The 19,718-nt window shown below is 72.9% G+C and carries 17 protein-coding genes; 3 read left to right on the top strand and 14 right to left on the bottom strand.

Annotated features, from left to right (window positions below; all coding sequences use genetic code 11):
- Positions 1–134: 134 nt before the first annotated feature.
- The 5 genes from ACRX5S_RS18240 to ACRX5S_RS18220 form a co-directional block, all read right to left on the bottom strand.
- Positions 135–821, bottom strand: coding sequence for a DUF4191 domain-containing protein (locus tag ACRX5S_RS18240; protein WP_436773999.1), 687 nt, complete (start codon positions 819–821; stop codon positions 135–137).
- Positions 822–1,085: 264 nt separating this feature from the next.
- The gene (locus ACRX5S_RS18235; protein ID WP_436773998.1) at positions 1,086–1,364 is read right to left on the bottom strand and encodes a hypothetical protein; all 279 of its coding nucleotides are present in this window, start codon (positions 1,362–1,364) and stop codon (positions 1,086–1,088) included.
- A gap of 211 nt (positions 1,365–1,575) precedes the next feature.
- Positions 1,576–2,523 (bottom strand): lipoyl synthase, encoded by a 948-nt coding sequence (gene lipA / locus ACRX5S_RS18230; protein ID WP_436773997.1) that lies wholly within the window; start codon positions 2,521–2,523, stop codon positions 1,576–1,578.
- Positions 2,524–2,668: 145 nt separating this feature from the next.
- Positions 2,669–3,469, bottom strand: coding sequence for a lipoyl(octanoyl) transferase LipB (lipB, locus tag ACRX5S_RS18225; RefSeq protein WP_436773996.1), 801 nt, complete (start codon positions 3,467–3,469; stop codon positions 2,669–2,671).
- A 41-nt stretch (positions 3,470–3,510) separates the two neighbouring features.
- Positions 3,511–4,266, bottom strand: a complete 756-nt coding sequence (locus ACRX5S_RS18220) for a hypothetical protein (protein WP_436773995.1) — start codon at positions 4,264–4,266, stop codon at positions 3,511–3,513.
- 376 nt (positions 4,267–4,642) lie between these two features.
- Between ACRX5S_RS18220 and ACRX5S_RS18215 the strand changes: the two genes are divergently transcribed.
- Positions 4,643–6,016 carry a regulator gene (locus ACRX5S_RS18215; protein WP_436773994.1) on the top strand — a complete coding sequence of 458 codons (1,374 nt, stop codon included), beginning with the start codon at positions 4,643–4,645 and terminating at the stop codon, positions 6,014–6,016.
- Positions 6,017–6,281: 265 nt separating this feature from the next.
- On the opposite strand, the gene ACRX5S_RS18210 is transcribed toward ACRX5S_RS18215, so the two are convergent.
- The 4 genes from ACRX5S_RS18210 to lpdA form a co-directional block, all read right to left on the bottom strand.
- Positions 6,282–7,580: an NAD(P)/FAD-dependent oxidoreductase gene (locus ACRX5S_RS18210; protein WP_436773993.1), complete on the bottom strand. Its 1,299-nt coding sequence runs from the start codon at positions 7,578–7,580 to the stop codon at positions 6,282–6,284.
- Positions 7,581–7,844: 264 nt separating this feature from the next.
- The gene (locus ACRX5S_RS18205) at positions 7,845–8,747 is read right to left on the bottom strand and encodes a TIGR01777 family oxidoreductase (RefSeq protein ID WP_436773992.1); all 903 of its coding nucleotides are present in this window, start codon (positions 8,745–8,747) and stop codon (positions 7,845–7,847) included.
- A gap of 94 nt (positions 8,748–8,841) precedes the next feature.
- Entirely contained in the window at positions 8,842–10,620 is a 1,779-nt protein-coding gene (gene sucB / locus ACRX5S_RS18200; RefSeq protein ID WP_436773991.1) for a 2-oxoglutarate dehydrogenase, E2 component, dihydrolipoamide succinyltransferase, read from the bottom strand.
- Between the two features lie 53 nt (positions 10,621–10,673).
- Positions 10,674–12,062, bottom strand: coding sequence for a dihydrolipoyl dehydrogenase (gene lpdA, locus ACRX5S_RS18195; RefSeq protein ID WP_436773990.1), 1,389 nt, complete (start codon positions 12,060–12,062; stop codon positions 10,674–10,676).
- A gap of 288 nt (positions 12,063–12,350) precedes the next feature.
- Here lpdA and ACRX5S_RS18190 point away from each other — a divergent pair, with 288 nt between their 5' ends.
- Entirely contained in the window at positions 12,351–12,662 is a 312-nt protein-coding gene (locus ACRX5S_RS18190) for a hypothetical protein (protein WP_436773989.1), read from the top strand.
- A gap of 128 nt (positions 12,663–12,790) precedes the next feature.
- Here the strand turns inward: ACRX5S_RS18190 and ACRX5S_RS18185 are convergent, their stop codons facing one another.
- From ACRX5S_RS18185 to ACRX5S_RS18165, 5 genes are all read right to left on the bottom strand, one after another.
- The gene (locus tag ACRX5S_RS18185; protein WP_436773988.1) at positions 12,791–14,308 is read right to left on the bottom strand and encodes a leucyl aminopeptidase; all 1,518 of its coding nucleotides are present in this window, start codon (positions 14,306–14,308) and stop codon (positions 12,791–12,793) included.
- Positions 14,309–14,440: 132 nt separating this feature from the next.
- The gene (locus tag ACRX5S_RS18180; protein ID WP_436773987.1) at positions 14,441–15,259 is read right to left on the bottom strand and encodes an adenosylcobinamide-GDP ribazoletransferase; all 819 of its coding nucleotides are present in this window, start codon (positions 15,257–15,259) and stop codon (positions 14,441–14,443) included.
- On the bottom strand, positions 15,256–16,473 hold the full coding sequence (cobT, locus tag ACRX5S_RS18175) for a nicotinate-nucleotide--dimethylbenzimidazole phosphoribosyltransferase (protein ID WP_436773986.1): 1,218 nt from the start codon (positions 16,471–16,473) through the stop codon (positions 15,256–15,258). The genes ACRX5S_RS18180 and cobT overlap by 4 nt, the downstream gene beginning before the upstream one ends.
- 199 nt (positions 16,474–16,672) lie before the next feature.
- On the bottom strand, positions 16,673–17,911 hold the full coding sequence (locus tag ACRX5S_RS18170; protein ID WP_436773985.1) for an NAD(P)/FAD-dependent oxidoreductase: 1,239 nt from the start codon (positions 17,909–17,911) through the stop codon (positions 16,673–16,675).
- 77 nt (positions 17,912–17,988) lie between these two features.
- Positions 17,989–19,302 (bottom strand): bifunctional adenosylcobinamide kinase/adenosylcobinamide-phosphate guanylyltransferase, encoded by a 1,314-nt coding sequence (locus ACRX5S_RS18165; RefSeq protein ID WP_436773984.1) that lies wholly within the window; start codon positions 19,300–19,302, stop codon positions 17,989–17,991.
- 180 nt (positions 19,303–19,482) lie between these two features.
- Here ACRX5S_RS18165 and ACRX5S_RS18160 point away from each other — a divergent pair, with 180 nt between their 5' ends.
- The gene (locus tag ACRX5S_RS18160; RefSeq protein ID WP_436773983.1) at positions 19,483–19,686 is read left to right on the top strand and encodes a hypothetical protein; all 204 of its coding nucleotides are present in this window, start codon (positions 19,483–19,485) and stop codon (positions 19,684–19,686) included.
- The last annotated feature ends 32 nt before the right edge of the window (positions 19,687–19,718 follow it).

The raw sequence follows: 19,718 nt of genomic DNA, 5'->3' as shown, positions 1-19,718 counted from the left end.
CTCCCCCCCCCCCCCCCCGCCGTCGTGCTGTTCCGGTCTGCTCTGCTCCGAACCGGTCCGGAGCCGCTGGTCCAAGTGGGTGGGAGGAAGCGCCCGCAGTGCCCGCGGGCCGAAGGTCGGGGACGGGGTTTCCGTCAGCGACGCGGGCCGCGCGGCATGCGCGCGTTCTTCGGCATCGGGCCCTTCGGCACCGGCATGTTGTCGAGCAGACTGCCGAGCGCCCGGAGGCGGTCGTTCACCTGCGCGACCTGCGCCTTCGACATCGTGCGCGGCAGCTTCACGAGGTGGCCCTGCAACTTGCGCAGCGGCACCTGGCCCTCGCCGTCTCCGACGATCACGTCCGTGACCACGACGCCCTCTGCGATCTTCGACATCTTGCGCTTCTCGGCGGCCAGCAGGTTCCCGACCCGGCTCGGCTGGCCCTCGCCGACGAGCACGATGCCCGCCTGGCCGACCGCGCGGTGCACCACGTCCTGGTTGCGCGTCACGGCCACCGCCGGCGTCACGACCCAGCCCCGGCGCAGCGACTGCAACACCGCCGCCGCGGCACCCGGCTGCCCGGCCATGTCGCCCAGCACGGCCTTCTCGGCGCGCCGCCCGAACACGAACGCCGCCGCCACGAGGCCGAAGAGGAAGCCGATGATGCCGAGGATGATGGGGTGGTCGATCAGGAAGCCGATCGCCAGGAAAACCCCGAGGACGCCCAGGCCCCACGCCACCACGACCAGTCCGACCCACTTGTCGGACTTCTTGGTCATCTTGTAGGCGAGCCGGATCTGCTTGAGCCGGCCGCTCTTTTCCGATGATTCCTTGCTCGCCATGGGGCAAAGAATACCTACCCCGGGTGGCGTCGTACGGGGGGCCGGGGGCGCGAGTTCCGCGAGGGCCGGAAAAGGACCCGAAAGGGCCCCGAAAAGCCTCCGAAAAGTTGGCGAAAGGGACCGTCGAGCACGCGCAATCGGATGCGCGATCGGTCCCTCGCTCCGCCGTCGGCGGCGTCCCCGCGGGTTTCGCCCGAAGGAGACCGCGGATTGCGCCGGACGGCCGAACGGCGTCCGGCCGTGACCAACAGGGGTCGGCCCGGGTCAGCCGCCGAGGCGCGCCGGCTTCTCCGCCGTGGAAAGCCGCGCCAGGATGTCGCTGGCCTCGGCGCGCGCCCGGGCCCGGCTGCGGTCCGCGCAGACCGAGTCCCACGCGTTCCGGCGGGCCGTACGCTGGCCGCCCTGGAACAGCATGGTCTCCATGGTCCGCAGCATGGCGCCCACCGTGGCCTTGTGGGCCGACGCGCCCCGGTCGAACGCACCGCGCAGTGCCGCGGCGTTGCCCAGCGCGATCCGGCCGAATGGCACGTTGCCGACCTGCATGTCCTTTGTCCCCCTGTCACCGGAACCGCCCTGCGGTCCGGGTAGGCGTGTGAGTGGCGCGATGTCGATGGTGCGTGGTGCACCTTTTGTGATCAGGTGCCCGCGATGTGTTCCACCCTCACCACCCTGTGTTACCAGCGGATGACGTAAGGGTCAAACCATCGTGAAAAACGCGTCGTGTCGTGCCCGGTGGTGCCCCGGGACGCCGCCGTCAGGCGCGCGCCGCGCCGCGCGATTCGCGCAGTTCGAGCGCTTGGCGGTAGAGCCGGCCCGCGCGGTACGACGAGCGCACCAGCGGCCCCGACATGACCCCGGCGAAGCCGATGTCCTCGGCCTCCTCCTGGAGGCCGACGAACTCCTCCGGCTTGACCCAGCGCTCCACGGGGTGGTGGCGCACGGTCGGCCGCAGGTACTGCGTGATGGTCAGCAGCTCGCAGCCCGCGTCGTACAGGTCCTGCATCGCCTGGCTGATCTCGTCCCGCTCCTCGCCCATGCCCAGGATCAGATTGGACTTGGTGACCAGCCCCGCCTCGCGCGCGGCGGTGATGACCTGGAGCGAGCGGTCGTAGCGGAAGCCCGGGCGGATGCGCTTGAAGATGCGCGGCACGGTCTCGATGTTGTGCGCGAGCACCTCGGGTCGGGCGGAGAAGACCTCGGCGAGCTGGTCGGGCTGCGCGGTGAAGTCGGGGATCAGCAGCTCGACGCCGGTGCCCGGGTTGAGCGCGTGGATCTGGCGGGTGGTCTCGGCGTACAGCCAGGCGCCGCCGTCGGGCAGGTCGTCGCGCGCGACGCCGGTCACGGTGGCGTACTTGAGGCCCATCGCCTGCACCGACTCGGCCACCCGGCGCGGCTCGTCGCGATCCAGCTCGGCCGGCTTGCCGGTGTCGATCTGGCAGAAGTCGCAGCGGCGCGTGCACTGGTCGCCGCCGATGAGGAAGGTGGCCTCTCGGTCCTCCCAACATTCGTAGATGTTGGGGCACCCGGCCTCCTCGCACACCGTGTGCAGCCCCTCGCGGCGGACCAGGCCCTTCAGCTCGGTGTACTCCGGACCCATCTTGGCGCGGGTCTTGATCCACGAAGGCTTGCGCTCGATGGGGGTCTCGGCGTTGCGGACCTCAAGGCGAAGCATCTTGCGGCCGTCGGGTGCGACAGCGGACACGCGAGCTCCCTGGTGTGGAGTAACCGGTCGGTGCGAGGGCGGTGAATCCAGGGTACGCCCCCGGTTCGGCCCTTCCAGCATGGGGAACGTGCGGGCGGCACGGGTGATTCCCGGACAGGCCGGAACAGGGCGGAACAGGCGTGCGTCACACGCCGATCGGGGCGAAAACCTCCGCGAGATGCCGCTCGACGACGGGCAACACCTCGGCCACCGTGACGCGTCGGCCCAGTTCCTCGGACAGCGACGAGACGCCCGCGTCGCGGATGCCGCAGGGCACGATGCGGTCGAACCACGTCATGTCGGGATCGCAGTTGACGGCGAACCCGTGCATCGTGACCTTGCGCGAGACGCGTACGCCGATCGCCGCGAGCTTGCGGTCGTCGCCGCGCTGCCCGGCGTTGGACGGCGCGTACTCGGGTCCGGCCAGGCGCGGGTCGAACTCGGGGTGGTCGCGCGGGTCGGGGACGCTGATGCGCGGGTCCAGGCGCAGGCTCAGTCCGCCGGTCCCGGTGCTGGCCGGGTCGGGGGCGGCCGGTACCGGATCGCCGAGCACCCACACGCCGCTGCGGCCTTCGATCCGGGTGGTCTCCAGGCCCAATTCGGCGCAGGTGCGGATCAGCGCCTCCTCCAGCCGCCGCACATGTGCGACGACGTCGACGGGCTCGGTGAGCCGGACGATGGGGTAGCCCACGAGCTGGCCGGGGCCGTGCCAGGTGATCTTGCCGCCCCGGTCGACGTCGATGACCGGCGTGCCGTCGACCGGCCGCTCGGAGTCCTCGGTGCGGCGCCCGGCGGTGTAGACGGCGGGGTGTTCGAGGAGCAGGCAGGTGTCCGGCTGCTCGCCCGCGACGACGGCGGCGTGCACGCGGCGCTGCTCGTCCCAGGCGAGGTCGTAGGGGACGGCCTGGGAACCGGTACCGGCGTGTACGAAGCGCAAGTCAGCCACGGATCCAGGGTACGGCGGGCGATTCGCGTGGTTCGCCGGGGTCAGTTCTCGGAGATCTTGACGGTGTACGTCTTCTCTGTGGTCCCGTCTTTGAACGTGTAGCTGATCGTGTCCTCACGCGAGGAGACGTACACCTTCAGCACAAGGGCGATCGTCGTGGACGGGCTCATTCCTCCGCATTTGGCGACGGTGTTGCCGTCCTCGAAGGCGACTGTCGGGGGCGGCCGGTCCACAGTTACGCGGTAGACGTCGTTGAGCGTGAGCGACCACGGACCGCGCGGCGTCGCGTTGGGGTTCTGCACGGTGATGGTCAGAGTGGTCTGCCAGCGTCCCCGCTCGGCGTTCGCGGAGACCGCGTACTCCTTCTGCGGCGGCGCGCTCGTCGGCGGCGGGGGAGGGGGCGGGGCCGACGACGGCGGCGGCGGTGCGGCCGAGCTCGGGGGTGCGGAAGTGGCCGGCTTCTTCGTGGTCTTCGAGGGGGCGGGCGTCTTCGAGGCCGACGGACTCACCGAGGCTGACGCCGACGGGTCCTCCTGCCCGCCCTGGATTCCCTTGCCGCCCGCCGGCGGGCCGTCGGTGTCGGTGGCGTCTGCCCGCGGAGCGTCTGTCGGTACGTTCAACCCGATCGGCGTCGTGTCCCGCGCGTCGCCGCCGTCCTCGGCGGTGATCAGCCACACGCCCGAAGTCGCCAGCAGGCACACGAGCACAGCGGCGACCAGGGGTATGACCACACCCCTTGCCTTCTTGTCACCGCCCGGCGCGCTGTCCTCCGCCGCGCGGTCCCCGTGCCGGCCCACGCCGAATACCCCGCCCTATGGTGTCGGTTCCGCCGGTGTCCACTTCGCCCCCTCCGGCGTGATCAGCCTAGCGACCGGTTCGGACGAACGGGCCGACGATCGGCTTGGGGTGAGCGGCATGTTGCCCGAGGCAGGATGCGGTGACAAGAACAAACGTTCACCTGAACTCCGATGAACTCCGGTCGCGGGCGGGTGTGGTCCGGCGCGGGGCGGCGGCATAGTCCGGCGGACGTGCGGCTCGGGTGGCGGCGCCCTGGCGTACGGGACATCCCGCATCACCCGAAAGGGTCATTCTCTGCGCCATTGGGAGTCCCAACCTTCCAGGGTCGCTAAGTTCTCGCGCGATCCGACCCGAACTCGGGAGGCGTGCACAGGAATGACGACCAGGGCCGAACGGCGTCCCAATCACCGGCTTGCCACGCTCGTCGAGGAGGCCGGATTTTCGCACGCCGGGCTCGCCCGACGCGTCGATCAACTCGGTGCCGAGCAGGGCCTCGATCTCCGGTACGACAAGACCTCCGTGGCCCGCTGGTTACGCGGCCAACACCCCCGCGGCATCGTGCCCATACTGCTCGCCGAGGTCTTCACACAACGTCTGTCCCGCAAACTGAGTGCCGAGGATTTGGGGATGGCAGGTTGCCGTCCCGACTACGCCGGCCTTGAGTACGCGGCCGGGCCCGCGGAGGCAGTCGAGATCGTCTCCGGCATGTGGCAGGCGGATTCGGCGCACCGCCCGGCGCTGGTGGAGGCCGCGTTCACCCCCGGCGCGCTCGTCGTGCCCAGCCGGGACTGGCTGATCGGCGACGCCGACGAGGAGCCGCAGCGTTCGGACGGGACGCGCGTGGGCGCGGGCGATGTCGCCGCGGTCCGAGCCGTGGGTGAAGCGTTCCGCCGCCTCGACAACTCGTTCGGGGGCGGGCACGCGCGGCAGGCGCTGGTGCGCTATCTGGACACCGAGGTGGCCACCATGCTGCGCGGCACGTATGGCGGTGTCGTGGGCCGTGAACTCTTCGCCGCCGCGGCGGTGTTGACGCGGTTGGTCGGGTGGATGGCGTACGACGTCGGCGTGCACGGGATGGCCCAGCGCTACTTTGTGCAGGCGCTGCGCCTGGCCCAGGCATCCGGGGACCGCGCGCTCGGGGCGTACGTGCTCGCCACGATGAGCAGGCAGGCCGTCTACCTCGGACACGGCCGCGAGGCCGTGCAGTTGGCCCGGGTGGCCCAGCAGGGCGCGCTGTCGGCGGCGACTCCGCGCGTACGCGTCCTCCTGCACGCCGTCGAGGCGCGCGGGCACGGGCTGTTGGGCGACGGACGAGCGTGCATGGCGGCGCTGGTGCGTGCCGAACAGGCGCTGGGCCAGGCGGGCTCGCCTGCCGAGGAACCGGAGTGGGCACGGTACGTCGACGAGGCGCAGCTTGCCGACGAGCACGCACACTGCTTCCGCGACCTCGAAGACCACCGCAGGGCGCGGGAGTTCGCCGAACGCTCGCTCAAGCTGCGGGACACGCAGTACGCCCGCAGCCTGCTCTTCTGCCGGACGGTCCTCGCCACGGCCATGCTGGGCATGGGCGAACTCGACGGCGCCTGCGCGTTGGAAGCCGAGGCGACCGAGGACGCGGGCGGCCTGCGGTCGGCACGGGCGGTGGACTACGTACGCGAGTTCTCGCTGCGCCTGACGCCGTACCGGGACACGCCGGCCGTCAAGGACTTCATGGTGCGCACGGACGACTTCCTGCACTCGGCCACGTAGCGGGACGCTCCCGACCTGCGGCCGCGTGCGCGCCGACAAACGTCCGTGCGGGCGGCAGCATTCCCTGCTGGAGGAGGCGGTTTGGGGGGAAGACGGCGCGTCGGGTCCGATCGGGGATGCGGGCCCGACGCCGCCGTGAGACGTGAGCGGTTTTGGCGCGGCCACCTACGCGGAGCCGCTTACACCGCGGCCACCTACGCGGAGCCGCCTACGCTGCGGGCGCTCACTCGGCCGCTTACACCGCGGGCGCCCACGCGGTAGCCGCCTACGCCGCGGGCGCCTTGCCGCCGCCCGGGCGGACACCGGCGGCGAATGCCGTGAGCGCCCCGAGGTCGGCCAGCGCCGAGCGGGCGGCCCGGCGTCCGGAGGCCAGCGCGCCCTGGATCGAGGACGAGTCGCGGTGGTCGCCGCAGACGTACAGACCGGCCAGCACACGCACCGGGCGGCGGAAATTGTGGCCGGGCTCGACGACCGGCAGGGCTTCGGGGAGGTGCCGGGTCGTCAGGTGCGACCAGTCGCGCGTGGCCGTCCCGTAGATGGCCGAAATACGCTCCCTGACCGCGACTTCGAGCTTGTCGGGGTCGCTGCCGTCGTGGTCCAGGACCGTGGAGCACACCAGGGCGCGGCGGTCGGGGGAGTAGCTCGGCGCGACCTCGGACATCACGACGGTGTGCGTCAGCGGCCCCGGGTCGTCCGCGTCGACGATCAGCACCGGTTCGCCCGGCGGCGCTGCGGGGGCGACGTGCCACAGCGTCGTCAGACGGCGGAACGCCGGGCGCCGCAGGCCGGGCAGCAGGTCCACCGCGGTCGTGGGGTCGGTGGCCACGATCACCGCGCGCGTGGGGATCTCGCCGTCCACGTCGGTGGTCACGCGGTCGGTGGCTATGGCCGTGACGCGTACGCCGTAGCGGATCGTGCCGGACGGCAGCCCGCCGGCCAGTTGCCGCGGAACCGCGGCCATGCCAAGGGCCGGGACGGTCGCGCGTCCGCGCAGGTAGGACCGCAGCACGAGGTCCGCGAACCGGCGGGACGAGCCCAGCTCGCCGTCGTGCAGCAATGCCGTGAGCAGCGGACGCAGCGCGGGCGGCCAGCCCGCCTCGGACACCGCGACGTCCGGCGCGGCCAGGATCCGCGGCACCGGCAGCGCGGACGCCCGTCCGAGAGCGGCGGCCACCCGGGCGCGGTCGGCGTTGCCGGGCGTACGCCATGCTCCGATCGCCCCGCGCATCCGCCGCACATCGCCGACCCGACGCCCACCGCCGCGCCATCCGCCGGCAGCCGCCGACCCGTCGCCGACCACCTGTACGCCGGGCGCGAACGACCGCAGGTCCAGCCGGGCGAGGTCGAGCCGGGCCGCGACCTGCGGGTACGCCGTCGCCAGATGCTGGAGGCCGTTGTCGACCAGGAACCCGTCGACGGAATCGGTGCGGACCCGGCCGCCGGGGCGGGGGCCCGCCTCCAGCACGGTCACGTCGACCCCCGCCTCGACGAGGCGCCGAGCCGCGCTCAGCCCGGCCAGTCCTGCCCCCACGACGATGACATCGGTGCGGTGTGCCTCGGCCACGGTGTCCCCTCCCGGTGCCCGGACGCGGCACGTTCGGCCGCGCATCGCCATGGAGTCATACCCAACGCAACCCGTGAAAAGCGCCTGGGACACCCCCAGGAACCGTAAAGCCCCACGAACCACCGCACCCTCCAAGCGAATTGCGCAGCAGCCGTCCACCCCCGGAGCCGGATGCGCACCCAACCCGCGCATGGCTGCCGCCCACGGCCGCGCGCAGGCGTGAAGCCACCGACCGCGCCGCCTATCGACCCGCCGCGGCGGAGGTCAGCCGTGGCGGGCGACCGCGACGGCCAGATCGATCGTGGGGTGTGCGAAGGGGAAGCCGTTGGCCTCCAGCACGCGCGGGGCCACTCGTTGGCTCGACAGCACGTCGTCGGCGAATTCGCCGAGGACGACGCGCAGGGCGGGGCGGGGCACGGGGAACAGCGCCGGCCTGCGCAGGAGTTGCGACATCGCCTTGGTGGCTTCGGCGTTGGTCACCGGGTTGGGTGCCGTCAGGTTGACCGGGCCGCGCACGGCCTCCGTCTCCAGCAGGAAACGGATCGCGTTGATCTCGTCCCGCAGCGAGATGAAGCTCCAGTACTGCCTGCCGTTGCCCATCCGACCGCCGACGCCGAACCGGAACGCGCGGAAGAGCGGTCCCCACGCGCCGCCCTTGCTCGCCACGACGAGCCCGGTACGCATGTGCGCGACGCGTACCCCCGTCTCTTCGGCCGGTGCCGTCGCCGCCTCCCACTCGACGCACAGCTCGGCGAGGAACCCGCTGCCCGCGGGGGCGGTTTCGTCCACCATCCGGTCGCCGGTGTCGCCGTAGAAGCCCACCGCGGAGCCGGACAGGAAGACCGACGGCGGTCGTTCCATCGCGGCGATGGCCCGGGCGAGCGTCGCGGTGCCGAGCACCCGCGAGTCCCGCAGTTCGCGTTTGTACGCCTTGGTCCACCGGTGGTCGCCCACCCCCGCCCCCGCGAGACCGACGACCGCGTCGACGCCGGCCAGCGCGTCCGCGTCGAGCGTGCCCGCCACCGGATCCCACCGCGCCTCGTCCGCCGCCTTGGGAGCGCGGCGGACGAACCGCACCACCTCGTGCCCGTCCGCGCGCAGTGAGCGCACGAGAGGTGAACCGATGAGACCCGACGACCCCGTCACGGCAATGCGCATGGCCGCCATACTGCCCGAAACGGCGGAGGCGATCCCGGTTGACCCGGGATCGCCTCCGACCGCATGTGTCCGGAACGCTCCGGACGGGTGTCGCCCGCGTGGACTACAGCCCGAGGTCGCCCTCGAACGCGCCCTCTTCCAGACGCGCCTTGACCGTGGTCAGGAAGCGCGCGGCGTCGGCGCCGTCGACGATGCGGTGGTCGTACGACAGGGCCAGGTACACCATGTCGCGGACCGCGATCGTCTCGCCGAGGTCGGGGTGGTTCACCACGACCGGGCGGCGCACGGTCGCGCCGATGCCGAGCATCCCCACCTGCGGCTGGTTGAGGATCGGCGTGTCGAACAGCGCGCCGCGCGAACCGGTGTTCGTGACCGTGAAGGTCCCGCCCGCCAGCTCGTCCGGCTTGACCTTGTTGTCGCGCGTGCGCGCGGCGAGGTCCGCGGTCTTCTTCGCGATGCCCGCGATGTTGAGGTCGCCCGCGTCGTGGATGACCGGCACCATCAGGCCGCGCTCGGTGTCGACGGCGATGCCGATGTTCTCGACCGCGTGGTAGGTGATCGTCTCGTCGTCGTTCACCCGCGCGTTGACGACCGCGTGGACCTTGAGGGCCTCGGCCGCCGCCTTGATGAAGAACGGCATCGGCGACAGCTTGACGCCCTCGCGCGCGAGGAAGTCGGCCTTCGCCTTGTTGCGCAGCCGCATGATGTTGGTGACGTCGACCTCGACCACGGTGGTCAACTGCGCCGAGACCTTCAGCGAGTTGACCATGTGGTTCGCGATGGCCTTGCGGATGCGCGTCATCGGCAGCGTCTGGCCGCGCAGCGCGGACGGCTCGGCGACCGGCGCGGCGGGCTTGGCAGCCGGAGCCGCGGCGGCCGGGGCGGCTGCCGGGGCCGGGGCGGGCGCCTGCGCGCGGGCGGCGTCGAGGACGTCCTGCTTGCGGATCCGGCCGCCGATGCCGGTGCCGTTCACCTTGGCCAGGTCCACGTTGTGCTCGGCGGCGAGCTTGCGGACGAGCGGCGTGACATACGCCGACTCGCCCTCACCCTCGGCGGCGGGCGCGGCCGGAGCCGCCGGAGCCGCGACCGGGGCGGCAGCCGGAGCCGGAGCCGGTGCGGGAGCCGGGGCCGCGGGAGCCGCGGCCGGGGCGGCGGGCGCCGTCGGAGCCGGAGCAGGCGGCGCGGCAGCCGGGGCCGCCGCCGGAGCGGCCGGTGCGGGGGCGGCCGCCGGAGCGGACGCACCCGGGGCGCCGATCACCGCGAGCTGCGCGCCGACCTCGACGGTCTCGTCCTCGGCGACGTTGATCGCCAGGAGCACGCCGCCCACCGGTGCGGGGATCTCGGTGTCGACCTTGTCCGTCGAGACCTCAAGGAGCGGCTCGTCGGCGGCGACGTTCTCGCCCACCTGCTTGAGCCAGCGCGTGATCGTTCCTTCCTGCACGCTCTCGCCGAGCGCGGGCAGCAGGACCGGGGTGCCCTCGGCCGCGCCGCCCGACGGGGCCGCGGGAGCGGAGGCCGGGGCGGGGGTCTCGGCGGCGGGCGCCGGAGCGGGCGGCGCGGGGGCTTCCTCGGCGGGCGCGGGAGCGGGCTGCGCGGGAGCGGCGGCGGCCGGGGCGGACGCCGCCGGGGCGGCCTCGGCACCGGAGCCGTCGTCGATGATCGCCAGCTCGGCGCCGACCTCGACGGTGTCGTCCTCGGCGGCCTTGATGGAGACGAGGATGCCGGAGGCCGGCGCGGGGATCTCGGTGTCGACCTTGTCCGTCGAGACCTCAAGGAGCGGCTCGTCCATCTCGACGCGCTCACCCTCCCGCTTGAGCCAGCGGGTGATGATGCCCTCCTGCACGCTCTCGCCGAGCGCGGGCAGTGTTACAGAGACCGGCATGGGGTCAGTGACTCCTTCGTACGCTTCCGGGCAAAAGTGTCAGCAGGGGCGCGTCAGTCGTGCACGTGCAACGGCTTGCCGGCGAGGGCCAGGTGGGCCTCGCCGATCGCCTCGGACTGGGACGGGTGCGGGTGGATGAGCTGGGCGACCTCGGACGGCAGGGCCTCCCAGTTGTAGATGAGCTGGGCCTCGGCCACGAGTTCGCCCATCCGGGCGCCCACCATGTGGATGCCGACGACCGGGCCGTCCTGGACCGAGACGACCTTGACGGAGCCGGTCGTCTTGAGGATCTGGCTCTTGCCGTTGCCGCCGAGGTTGTAGTCGAGCGTCGCGACCTTGTCGGCGCCGTAGCGCTCGACCGCCTGCGCCTGGGTGAGGCCGACGGACGCGACCTCCGGGTCGCAGTACGTCACCCGGGGCACGCCCGCGTAGTCGATCGGCGCGACCTGGAGGCCCGCGATGCGCTCGGCGACGAGGATGCCCTCGCCGAAGCCCACATGGGCGAGCTGCAAGGTCGGGATCAGGTCGCCGACCGCGGAGATGGTCGGCACGTTGGTCCGGCAGTACTCGTCGACCAGGACGTAGCCGCGGTCCATCGCGACCCCGGCCTCCTCGTACCCGAGCCCCGCCGACACCGGGCCGCGGCCCACGGCGACGAGCAGCAGCTCGGCCTCGACCTGCTTGCCGTTCTCCAGCGAGACGCGGACGCCGGAGTCGGTGTACTCGACGCCGCTGAAGCGCGAGCCGAGCTCGAACTTGATGCCGCGCTTGCGGAACGCGCGCTCCAGGAGCTTGGAGCTGCCCTCGTCCTCGACCGGCACCAGGTGCGGCAGCGCCTCGACGATGGTCACGTCGACGCCGAACGACTTCCAGGCGCTCGCGAACTCGACGCCGATCACGCCGCCGCCCAGGATCACCGCGGACGCGGGCACGCGGTCCAGCACCAGCGCGTGGTCGCTGTTGATGATGCGGTTGCCGTCGATCTCCAGGCCCGGCAGCGACTTCGGCACGGAGCCGGTCGCCAGCACGACGTGGCGGCCCTCGTAGCGGGTGCCGCCGACCTCGACCGCGGTCGGGGAGACCAGGCGGCCCTCGCCCTCCACGACGGTGATCTTGCGGCTCGCGATCAGGCCGGTCAGGCCCTTGAACAGCCGGGAGACGACCCCGTCCTTGTACTTGTGCACCGCCGCGATGTCGATGCCCTCGAAGGTCGACTTCACGCCGAACTGCTCGCTCTCGCGGGTCTGGTCCGCGACCTCGCCCGCGTGCAGCAGCGCCTTGGTCGGGATGCACCCTTGGTGGAGGCAGGTGCCGCCGAGCTTGCCCTTCTCGATGAGTACGACCTGCATTCCCAGTTCGGCGGCACGCAGCGCGCAGGCGTACCCGCCGCTTCCGCCTCCGAGAATCACTACATCGAAAACGGCTCCGGCGTCGTTCGCCACGTCACGTCCTCCTGCTGGATTGCGATGTGCTCACCCGGGCTTGGGCGCCGGGTAGCACCCCCTTCTTGTGGAAGGCTCTAAGTGCCGGTACAACATCCTCCCACTTGTTGTCGGGAGGCGGGCACCTCGGGGGCGTGCGGCACGTTCCCCCGGTGTGTTGCCTGGGCCACAAGGGCCGCGCCAAGCTGGTGCCGCGACCGAAAGCACCAGCACACAAGCTATCTGCCACGGCACACAGACTGTTCCGGACGCGGCCACGGACCGGATCGGCCGAGGAAGGAACCGGACGTGGGACTGTTCCGACGCGGCTCGCGCGGACGCGCCGATCGCGACGCGGCCTCGGCGGCCGTCGACCACCTGAAGGAGTTCGCCAAGAGCCGTCGCGGCGTCGAGGCGTACCTGGAGCCCACCACGACGGTGAGCGGGACGACGATCGTCCTGGTGGCCGACACGGGGGAGTGGACGCGGCGGCGGATCGCCGGACCCGACGCGGGGCGCTCACTGGCCCGCAAGCTCGGGATCCCGCTGTACGAGGCCGGGATCGTCGGCTACCCGCAGCGCATGCGGGAGTGGACGCAGAAGAACCGCGGCGCGGGCTGACGGCGCGCGGCGCGCTCGCGTTCGGCGGATACCGCCGGGTGGCGCGCGGGCGCCGCGGACGTCGGGTCACGCCGGTCCGCAACAGCGGGGCCGCCGCGGGGATTCCCGCACCGGCCCCGCCGCGCGGATCAGATGGTGCCGTCGGCGACGTCGGCCGCGACCTGCACGAGGGTGCGCACCGCGACGCCGGTGCCGCCCTTGGCGGTGTAGCCCGACACCTCGCCCTCGTTGTACGCGGGCCCGGCGATGTCCAGGTGCGCCCACGCCACGCCCTCGGCGACGAACTCGCGCAGGAACACGCCGGCCGACAGGCCGCCGCCCATGCGCTCGCCGATGTTCTTGATGTCGGCGATCGTCGAGTCCATGGTCCGGCGCAGCTCGGCGGGCGTCGGCATCGGCCACGAGGGCTCGCCGGTGCGCTCGGCCGCGTCGTGCACCGCGGCGCGGAAGTCGTCGTCGTTGGCGATGATGCCGTACGTCTTGTTGCCGAGCGCCACCATCATGGCGCCGGTCAGCGTCGCGACGTCGATGAGCTTCTCGGGGCTCTCCTCGCAGGCGCGCGTGATGGCGTCGGCGAGCACCAGGCGGCCTTCGGCGTCGGTGTTGAGCACCTCGACCGTGCGCCCGCCGTACATCCGCAGCACGTCGCCGGGGCGCGTCGCGGTGCCCGACGGCATGTTCTCGGCCAGGGCGAGCCAGCCGGTGACGTTGACCTGGAGGCCGATGCGGGCGATCGCGGTGACCGCGGCGAGCACCGCGGCGGCGCCGGCCATGTCCATCTTCATGGTCTCGTTGGCGCCCGCGGGCTTGAGCGAGATGCCGCCCGAGTCGTACGTGATGCCCTTGCCGACCAGCGCGATCGTGCGCTTCGCCTTGGGGTGCGTGTAGCCGAGGCGGACCAGGCGGGGCGGGGTGGCGGAGCCCTGGCCGACGCCGAGGATGCCGCCGTACGCGCCCTTCGCGAGCGCCTTCTCGTCCATCACCTCGACCTTGAAGCCGAAGTTCTTGCCGAGGTCGACCGCGATGGCCGCGAAGCCCTTCGGATTCAGGTCGTTGGACGGCGTGTTGACCAGATCGCGCGCCTTGTTGACGCTCTCCGCGATCGCCAGGGCCTCCTCGAACGCCGCCTTCACGGCCTTGTCGCGGGCCTTCGCGCCGACCAGCACGACGTCCTTCACGGCCGGCTTGCGGCCTTCGAGGGAGTTCTCGCGGTAGGCGTCGAACGTGTACGCGCCGAGCACCACGCCCTGCGCGAACGCGCCGACCGCCGCCGCGTCGCCCAGCGCGATCGCCACGGCCGCCTTCTTCAGCCCGGCCGCGGCCCGGGCCGCGTTGCCGCCGGCCTTGCGCAACTGGTCGGTGCCGTACCCGCCGTCGGGCTCGGCCCCAAGACCCACCGCGATGACCACGGGCGCCTTGAGCGACGACCCCGCGCCCGCGGCGGCGGGGACGCGGGTGATCTCGCCTTCCGCGCCGGTCGCGCCCAGCGCGGTGAGGACCGAGTCCAGCGCGCCACCGAAAGCGGTCTCGACGGCCTCGCCGCCGGCGACGACGGTCGGGCCGTCACCGCCCTTGGCGAGTCCGATGACGATGGCGTCGGCGCGGAGCGTCGCCGCCGAGCTGGTGCTCAGGCTCAGAGTGGTCACGAGTGTCCTGTTCTCTTCTCGTCGATTGCCCGTCGATGCGCGGTGTCCCCCAGGGGGTGCCGGGGTTCCGCCGGGGGACTTGGTCGGTCCCGCCATATGCCCACAGCATTACATGACGGTGCACAGCACGCGTCAGGCTGTGGACAGCACCACCAATACGGTGGTGGTCGCCGTCTCCGCCAACGCGCCGAGCACGTCACCGGTGATGCCGCCGAAGCGGCGAACCGTGTGCCACAGCAAGGCCGTTGCCGCGAGCAGTCCGGCGGCGACCGCGACCGGCGGTCGCACCGGCCCGAGTTCGGCCGCCGCGCCTAGTCCGGACGCCGCGCCCGCGAGCAGCACGACGAACACCGCGACCGTCGCCGGGCGCAGAGTTCCGGCCACCATCGCGCCCAGTCCGCCGGGCCGTGCGGCGGGCACGTGGCGCACGCAGCCGAGCCCGATCGCGACCCGCCCGCACACCACCGCGACGACCAGCGCCGCGGCCGCGCCGTCGGCACCGTGCCGGGCACCCGCCTGGGTGAGCGCGGCGGCCTGCGCGAGCAGCACGAACAGCAGGCTGAGAACGCCGAACGGCCCGATGTCGGACGCCTTCATGATGCGCAGGGCGCCCTCGGCGGGCTTACCGGAGCCGAGTCCGTCCGCGACGTCGGCGAGCCCGTCCAGGTGCAGGCCGCGCGTCAGCAGCGCGAGCGCACCGAGCGCGAGGACGGCGGCGACCAGCGGGCCGGTGCCGGCGTACGACGCCACCGCGAGCACCCCGGCGGCGACGCCGGCCAGCACCAGGCCGACAAGCGGCGCCGCGGACATCGCGCGTCCGGCCACCGCCCGGTCGACGTACGGCACCCGGACGGGCAGCACCGACAGCGTTCCGAACGCGAGGCGCAGGCCGTCGCCGGGACGCGGGACGGCCGGATCGGGTGGCGGTGCCGGGTCGTGCGGAGTGCTCACTGAGTCGCGGGCGGCGTGTGCTTCAGGAACGAGGGCTGGCCGGTGTCGGGATCGACGTACCGCGGCCCGACGCCGGGAACCGGACCGTCGCCGGATCCCGGGGCCGCCTCGACCGGGCTGCCGTCTTGGGTGCCTTCGGCCTCGGAGACCTCCGCCTCCTTCTCGTCCTCTTCCGTTGCGTCGAGCGGGAGTTCGGCGGCCAGGCACGCCGCGGCCCGCACGATCGGCAGCGCCAGCAGCGCACCGGTGGCCTCGCCGTAGCGGAGCTTGTAGTCCAGCAGCGGTTCGAGGGCCATGCGGTCCAGCGCCTTGGCGTGGCTCGGCTCGGGCGTCACGTGCCCGGCCAGCCACCAGTCGGGGGCGCGGTACGCGATGCGCTGCACGACAAGCGCGGAGGCTGCCGACGCCACCCCGTCGAGCACCACGGGCGTACGCCGGATCGCCGCCTGCAACAGGAACCCGCTCATCGCCGCGAAGTCCGCGCCGCCGGAGACCGCGAGCAGCCGCAGCGGATCGCCGAGTACCGGCCGCGCGCGGCGCAGCGCGTCGCGGATGGCGGCGCACTTGCGGATCCACGTCGCGTCGTCGATGCCGGAGCCGCGCCCGATCGCGGCCGCCGCGTCGGTGCCGGTCAGCGCCCCGATGAGGACCGCTGCGGCGGTGGTGCTGCCGACTCCGATGTCGCCGATCACCAGCAGGTCGGCGCCGCCGTCGATCTCGGCGTCGGCGATCTCCATGCCGGCGCGGAAGGCCTGTTCGGCCTGCGCGGTGGTGAGCGCGTCGTGCCGGTCGATGCTGCCGCTGGCGGTGCGGACCCGGTGCCGGGTGACCGCGTCGGGCAGCAGCCCGGGGTCGGCGTCGACGGCCATGTCCACCACGCGGACGCCCGCTCCGTACAGCCCCGCGAGCAGGCCCACGGCTCCGCCGCCGCCCGCCGCCTCGCGGACCGCGCGTGCGGTGTGCCCGGCCGGGTGGGCCGACACCTGCTTCTCGGCGATGCCGTGGTCGCCCGCGAAGACGACCACGCGAGGGGTGGTCACCGGGCTCGCGGCGTCGCCCCCGCGCACCCCCGCGAGCCACACCGCGACGTCCTCAAGACGCCCCAGGGATCCGGCCGATCCGGTCTGCTTCGGCAGCCGCGCGCGCAGCCGAGCCCGTGCCTCGTCGTCGGGCCGTTCGACGAGGGCGGAGAGCGAGTCGAGGTCGATAGTCATCGCGGGTCAGCGTAGTGCGTGCCCGCCGAGGACGGGATCGAGGACAGGGGTGCCGCGGCGGACCTCCCACGGACGCATCGAGCGGCCCCGCGCCGCCTTCGTGTCCGCTTCACGCCCGTGTCCGCCGTGTCCGCTTCACGTTCACGCCCGTGTCCGTCTCACGGCCGAGCCCGTCCCACGGCCGCGCCCGCTCCCCTTCTCACGCCCCGGCGATCAACTCCTCCAGCGGCACCGCCGGATCGGCCAGGCGCTGGGTGTCGACGGTGCGGCCGCTGGTGACCAGATCGCGGATCGGGTCGGTGACGTCCCAGACGTTCACGTTCATGCCCGCGAGCACATGGCCGCCGGAGAGCCAGAAGGCGATGAACTCCCGTGCCTCGCGGTCGCCGCGGAAGACCACCTCGTCGTAGGAGCCGGGGTCGACGTAGCCGGTGTACTCCATGCCGAGGTCGTACTGGTCGGTGAAGAAGTACGGCATCCGCTCGTACCGCACATCCTGCCCGAGCATCGCCTTGGCCGCGGTCTGCGGCTGATTGAGCGCGTTGGCCCAGTGCTCGACGCGGATGTGCCGGTCGAGCAGCGGGTGGAACGCGTTGGCGACGTCGCCCGCCGCGAACACGTCGGGGTCGGACGTCCGCAGCCGCGCGTCGACGACCACGCCGTTGTCCACGGTCAGCCCGGCCCCTTCGGCGAGCCCGGTGTTCGGGCGGATGCCGACGCCGACGACCACGGCGTCCGCGTCCACGGTGCTCCCGTCGGCCAGTCGTACGCCGGTCGCCCGACGGCCGTCGCCCAGGATCTCCGCCACCTGCACCCCGCACCGCAGGTCGACGCCGTGGCTCGTGTGCAGGTCGGCGAACACCCGGGCGGCCTCCGGGCCGAGCGGTCCCAGCAGCGGCAGTTCGGCCGCCTCCAACACCGTCACCGCCACCCCGGCGGTACGCGCGGCCGCGGCGCTCTCCAACCCGATCCACCCGCCGCCGATCACCACGATCCGGTCCGCGGCCGCGATGGCCTCCTTCAGGCGGTCGCTGTCCGGGAGCCGCCGCATGTACAGCACGCCGTCGAGGTCCCCGCCGGGCACCGGCAGGCGGCGCGGCGACGAGCCGGTCGCCAGCAGGAGTTTGGTGTAGCGCACCCGGGAGCCGTCGTCGCACGCGAGTTCCTGCGCGGCGGCGTCGAGCGCGGTCGCGGTGACGCCGAGGCGCAGGTCGACTTCGTGTTCGGCGTACCACTCCAGCGGGTGCACGAAGACGTCCTCGCGACCGCTGTTGCCCATCAGGTAGCCCTTGGACAGCGGAGGGCGCTCGTACGGCCGCTCCCGCTCCTCGCCCAGCAGCACGACGCGCCCCGCGAACCCCTCGTCGCGCAACGTCTCGGCCGCCTTCGCCCCGGCGAGGCCGGCCCCCACGATGACAAATGCGCTGTCGTCCGCCACGTCTGCTCCTCAGGTCGCGCCCACGGGTACGCAACCCAGTTTCTCCCTATTGAGACCGATTTTCCGGGATCAGGGGGTCAACTCCGCGCGTGCCGGGGCTTTCTCGGGAGTCCTCGCAGTGTCAGCGACAGACCCGCCACCACCAGCAGCACTTCGTCCGACTCGTCGGCGATTGCCGCGTTGAGGCGGCCCAACTCGTCGCGGTAGCGCCGCCCGGACGGCGTGGGCGGCACCACGCCGCTGCCGACCTCGTTGCTGACCGCGACAAGCGGCGCCCGGCAGGCCCGCCACGCGGCGGCCAGTTCGGCGACCCGCGCCCGCACCGCGTCGCGGGCGCCGTCGTCCCACGCCTCGTCGTCCCACGCGCCGCACTCGTCCATGACCGCGGTGAGCCACAGCGACAGGCAGTCGATCAGCAGCGGGCCCGTCGCCGACCCGATGAGTCCTGTCAGATCGGTCGATTCCACGGTCTTCCACGACGCGGGACGCCGGTCCCGGTGCGCCGCCACGCGCTCCGCCCACTCGGCGTCCCCTTCGCGCGTGCCGCCGGTCGCGACGTAGACGACGTCGGGAACGGCGGAGAGGCGGCGTTCGGCCTCGGCGGACTTGCCGGAACGCGCGCCGCCGAGGATCAGCGTGCGGTGCGGGCGCACCGGCTGCCGGTCCGGATCGGCGCCGAGGCGGACGACCCCGCCGTCCGACACCGCCCGCGCCCCCCACGCCGCCAACCGGCGCTGCAACTCCTCGCCCGGCGGCGCCTCGTGCGACAGATGCACCGCGAGGACGTCGGTCTCCTCCGTCACCGCCCCCTCGCGCCGCAGCGCGGCCAGCCGCTCGGGCCACGCCACGACGTCCAACAGCACGGCGTCGTACGGCCGTCCGTCCGCCCACGCGGGCGCGGCGTCGGCCTCGGGCGCGAGCAGCGACGAGGGTATGTAGAGCAGCCGCGCGCCGCCGGGCCCGGTCACCGCGTACGCGACCCGCCCCGGCGAACCCCCCGGCAACACCCGCACAAGGTGGCTGCCGAGCACGAACTCCTCGCCCGGCTCCACGGTTTGCCACGGCGGCCCGCCCGCGGTCGGCGCCGGCAGGCCCGGCGGAGGACCGGACGGGGCCGCGACCACGTCGAGCCCCGCGGCCGGCAGCCAGTTGAGCGACGCGCTCTCCGCCGGGCCGCTGAGCAGCAGGTGGCGGACGCCCGTCAGCGGCCGCGCCGCCCGGGCCGCCGCGTGCGCGGGCTCCGGCCCGCAGTCGATCAGCAGCGTGCCGTCCACCAGCACGCAACTGGGCTCGCGCACCGCCGATCCGGTGCAGCCCAGGCACGAGGCGCATGTGCAGAACGGCTGCGGCCAGCCCCGTGGTCCGGCCGTGCCGAGGAACGTCAACTCCATGTGTTCTGCGCTACTCCCCGAGCGGTACGGCGTTACGGAATGTCTGGTGGGTCCCGGTCGGCTACTGTGCGGACCGTTCATGAGCTGATGTCGAAGAGATCCGGTGCCGCCGAACCCGCCCGAAAACCGCGGCACTCGGACGGAACCGGAACCCGGAAGACCCCACCGAAGGAGTCCACCATGATGTGGCAGTGGCGGTACGAGAACGCGGACGGCGCCCCGGTCTCCGGCCCGAAGTCCGAGGAGTTCTCGAACCAGTCGGACGCGGAGTCCTGGCTCGGCGAGAACTGGCGCGGCCTGCTCGACGCGGGGGTCGAACAGGTCACCCTGCTGGAGGGCGACGACGTCGTCTACTCCGCCATGAGCCTGCGCGCGGCCGAATAACCGGGCAGAACGCCCCTCGAACCCGCCCGGCT

Origin of the sequence: Yinghuangia sp. YIM S09857 (assembly GCF_051388915.1) — a bacterium.
GTDB lineage: Bacteria > Actinomycetota > Actinomycetes > Streptomycetales > Streptomycetaceae > Yinghuangia.
Note: the sequence above shows the minus strand (reverse complement) of the source record. Positions and strands in the feature narration are given on the sequence as shown.

Excerpts from the sequence above, each read along its gene's own strand:
- ACRX5S_RS18240 (WP_436773999.1), bottom strand. The coding sequence starts at position 821 with ATGGCGAGCAAGGAATCATCGGAAAAGAGCGGCCGGCTCAAGCAGATC.
- ACRX5S_RS18235 (WP_436773998.1), bottom strand. The coding sequence starts at position 1,364 with ATGCAGGTCGGCAACGTGCCATTCGGCCGGATCGCGCTGGGCAACGCC.
- ACRX5S_RS18215 (WP_436773994.1), top strand. The coding sequence starts at position 4,643 with ATGACGACCAGGGCCGAACGGCGTCCCAATCACCGGCTTGCCACGCTC.
- ACRX5S_RS18205 (WP_436773992.1), bottom strand. The coding sequence starts at position 8,747 with ATGGCGGCCATGCGCATTGCCGTGACGGGGTCGTCGGGTCTCATCGGT.
- sucB (WP_436773991.1), bottom strand. The coding sequence starts at position 10,620 with ATGCCGGTCTCTGTAACACTGCCCGCGCTCGGCGAGAGCGTGCAGGAG.
- cobT (WP_436773986.1), bottom strand. The coding sequence starts at position 16,473 with ATGACTATCGACCTCGACTCGCTCTCCGCCCTCGTCGAACGGCCCGAC.
- ACRX5S_RS18165 (WP_436773984.1), bottom strand. The coding sequence starts at position 19,302 with ATGGAGTTGACGTTCCTCGGCACGGCCGGACCACGGGGCTGGCCGCAG.
- ACRX5S_RS18160 (WP_436773983.1), top strand. The coding sequence starts at position 19,483 with ATGATGTGGCAGTGGCGGTACGAGAACGCGGACGGCGCCCCGGTCTCC.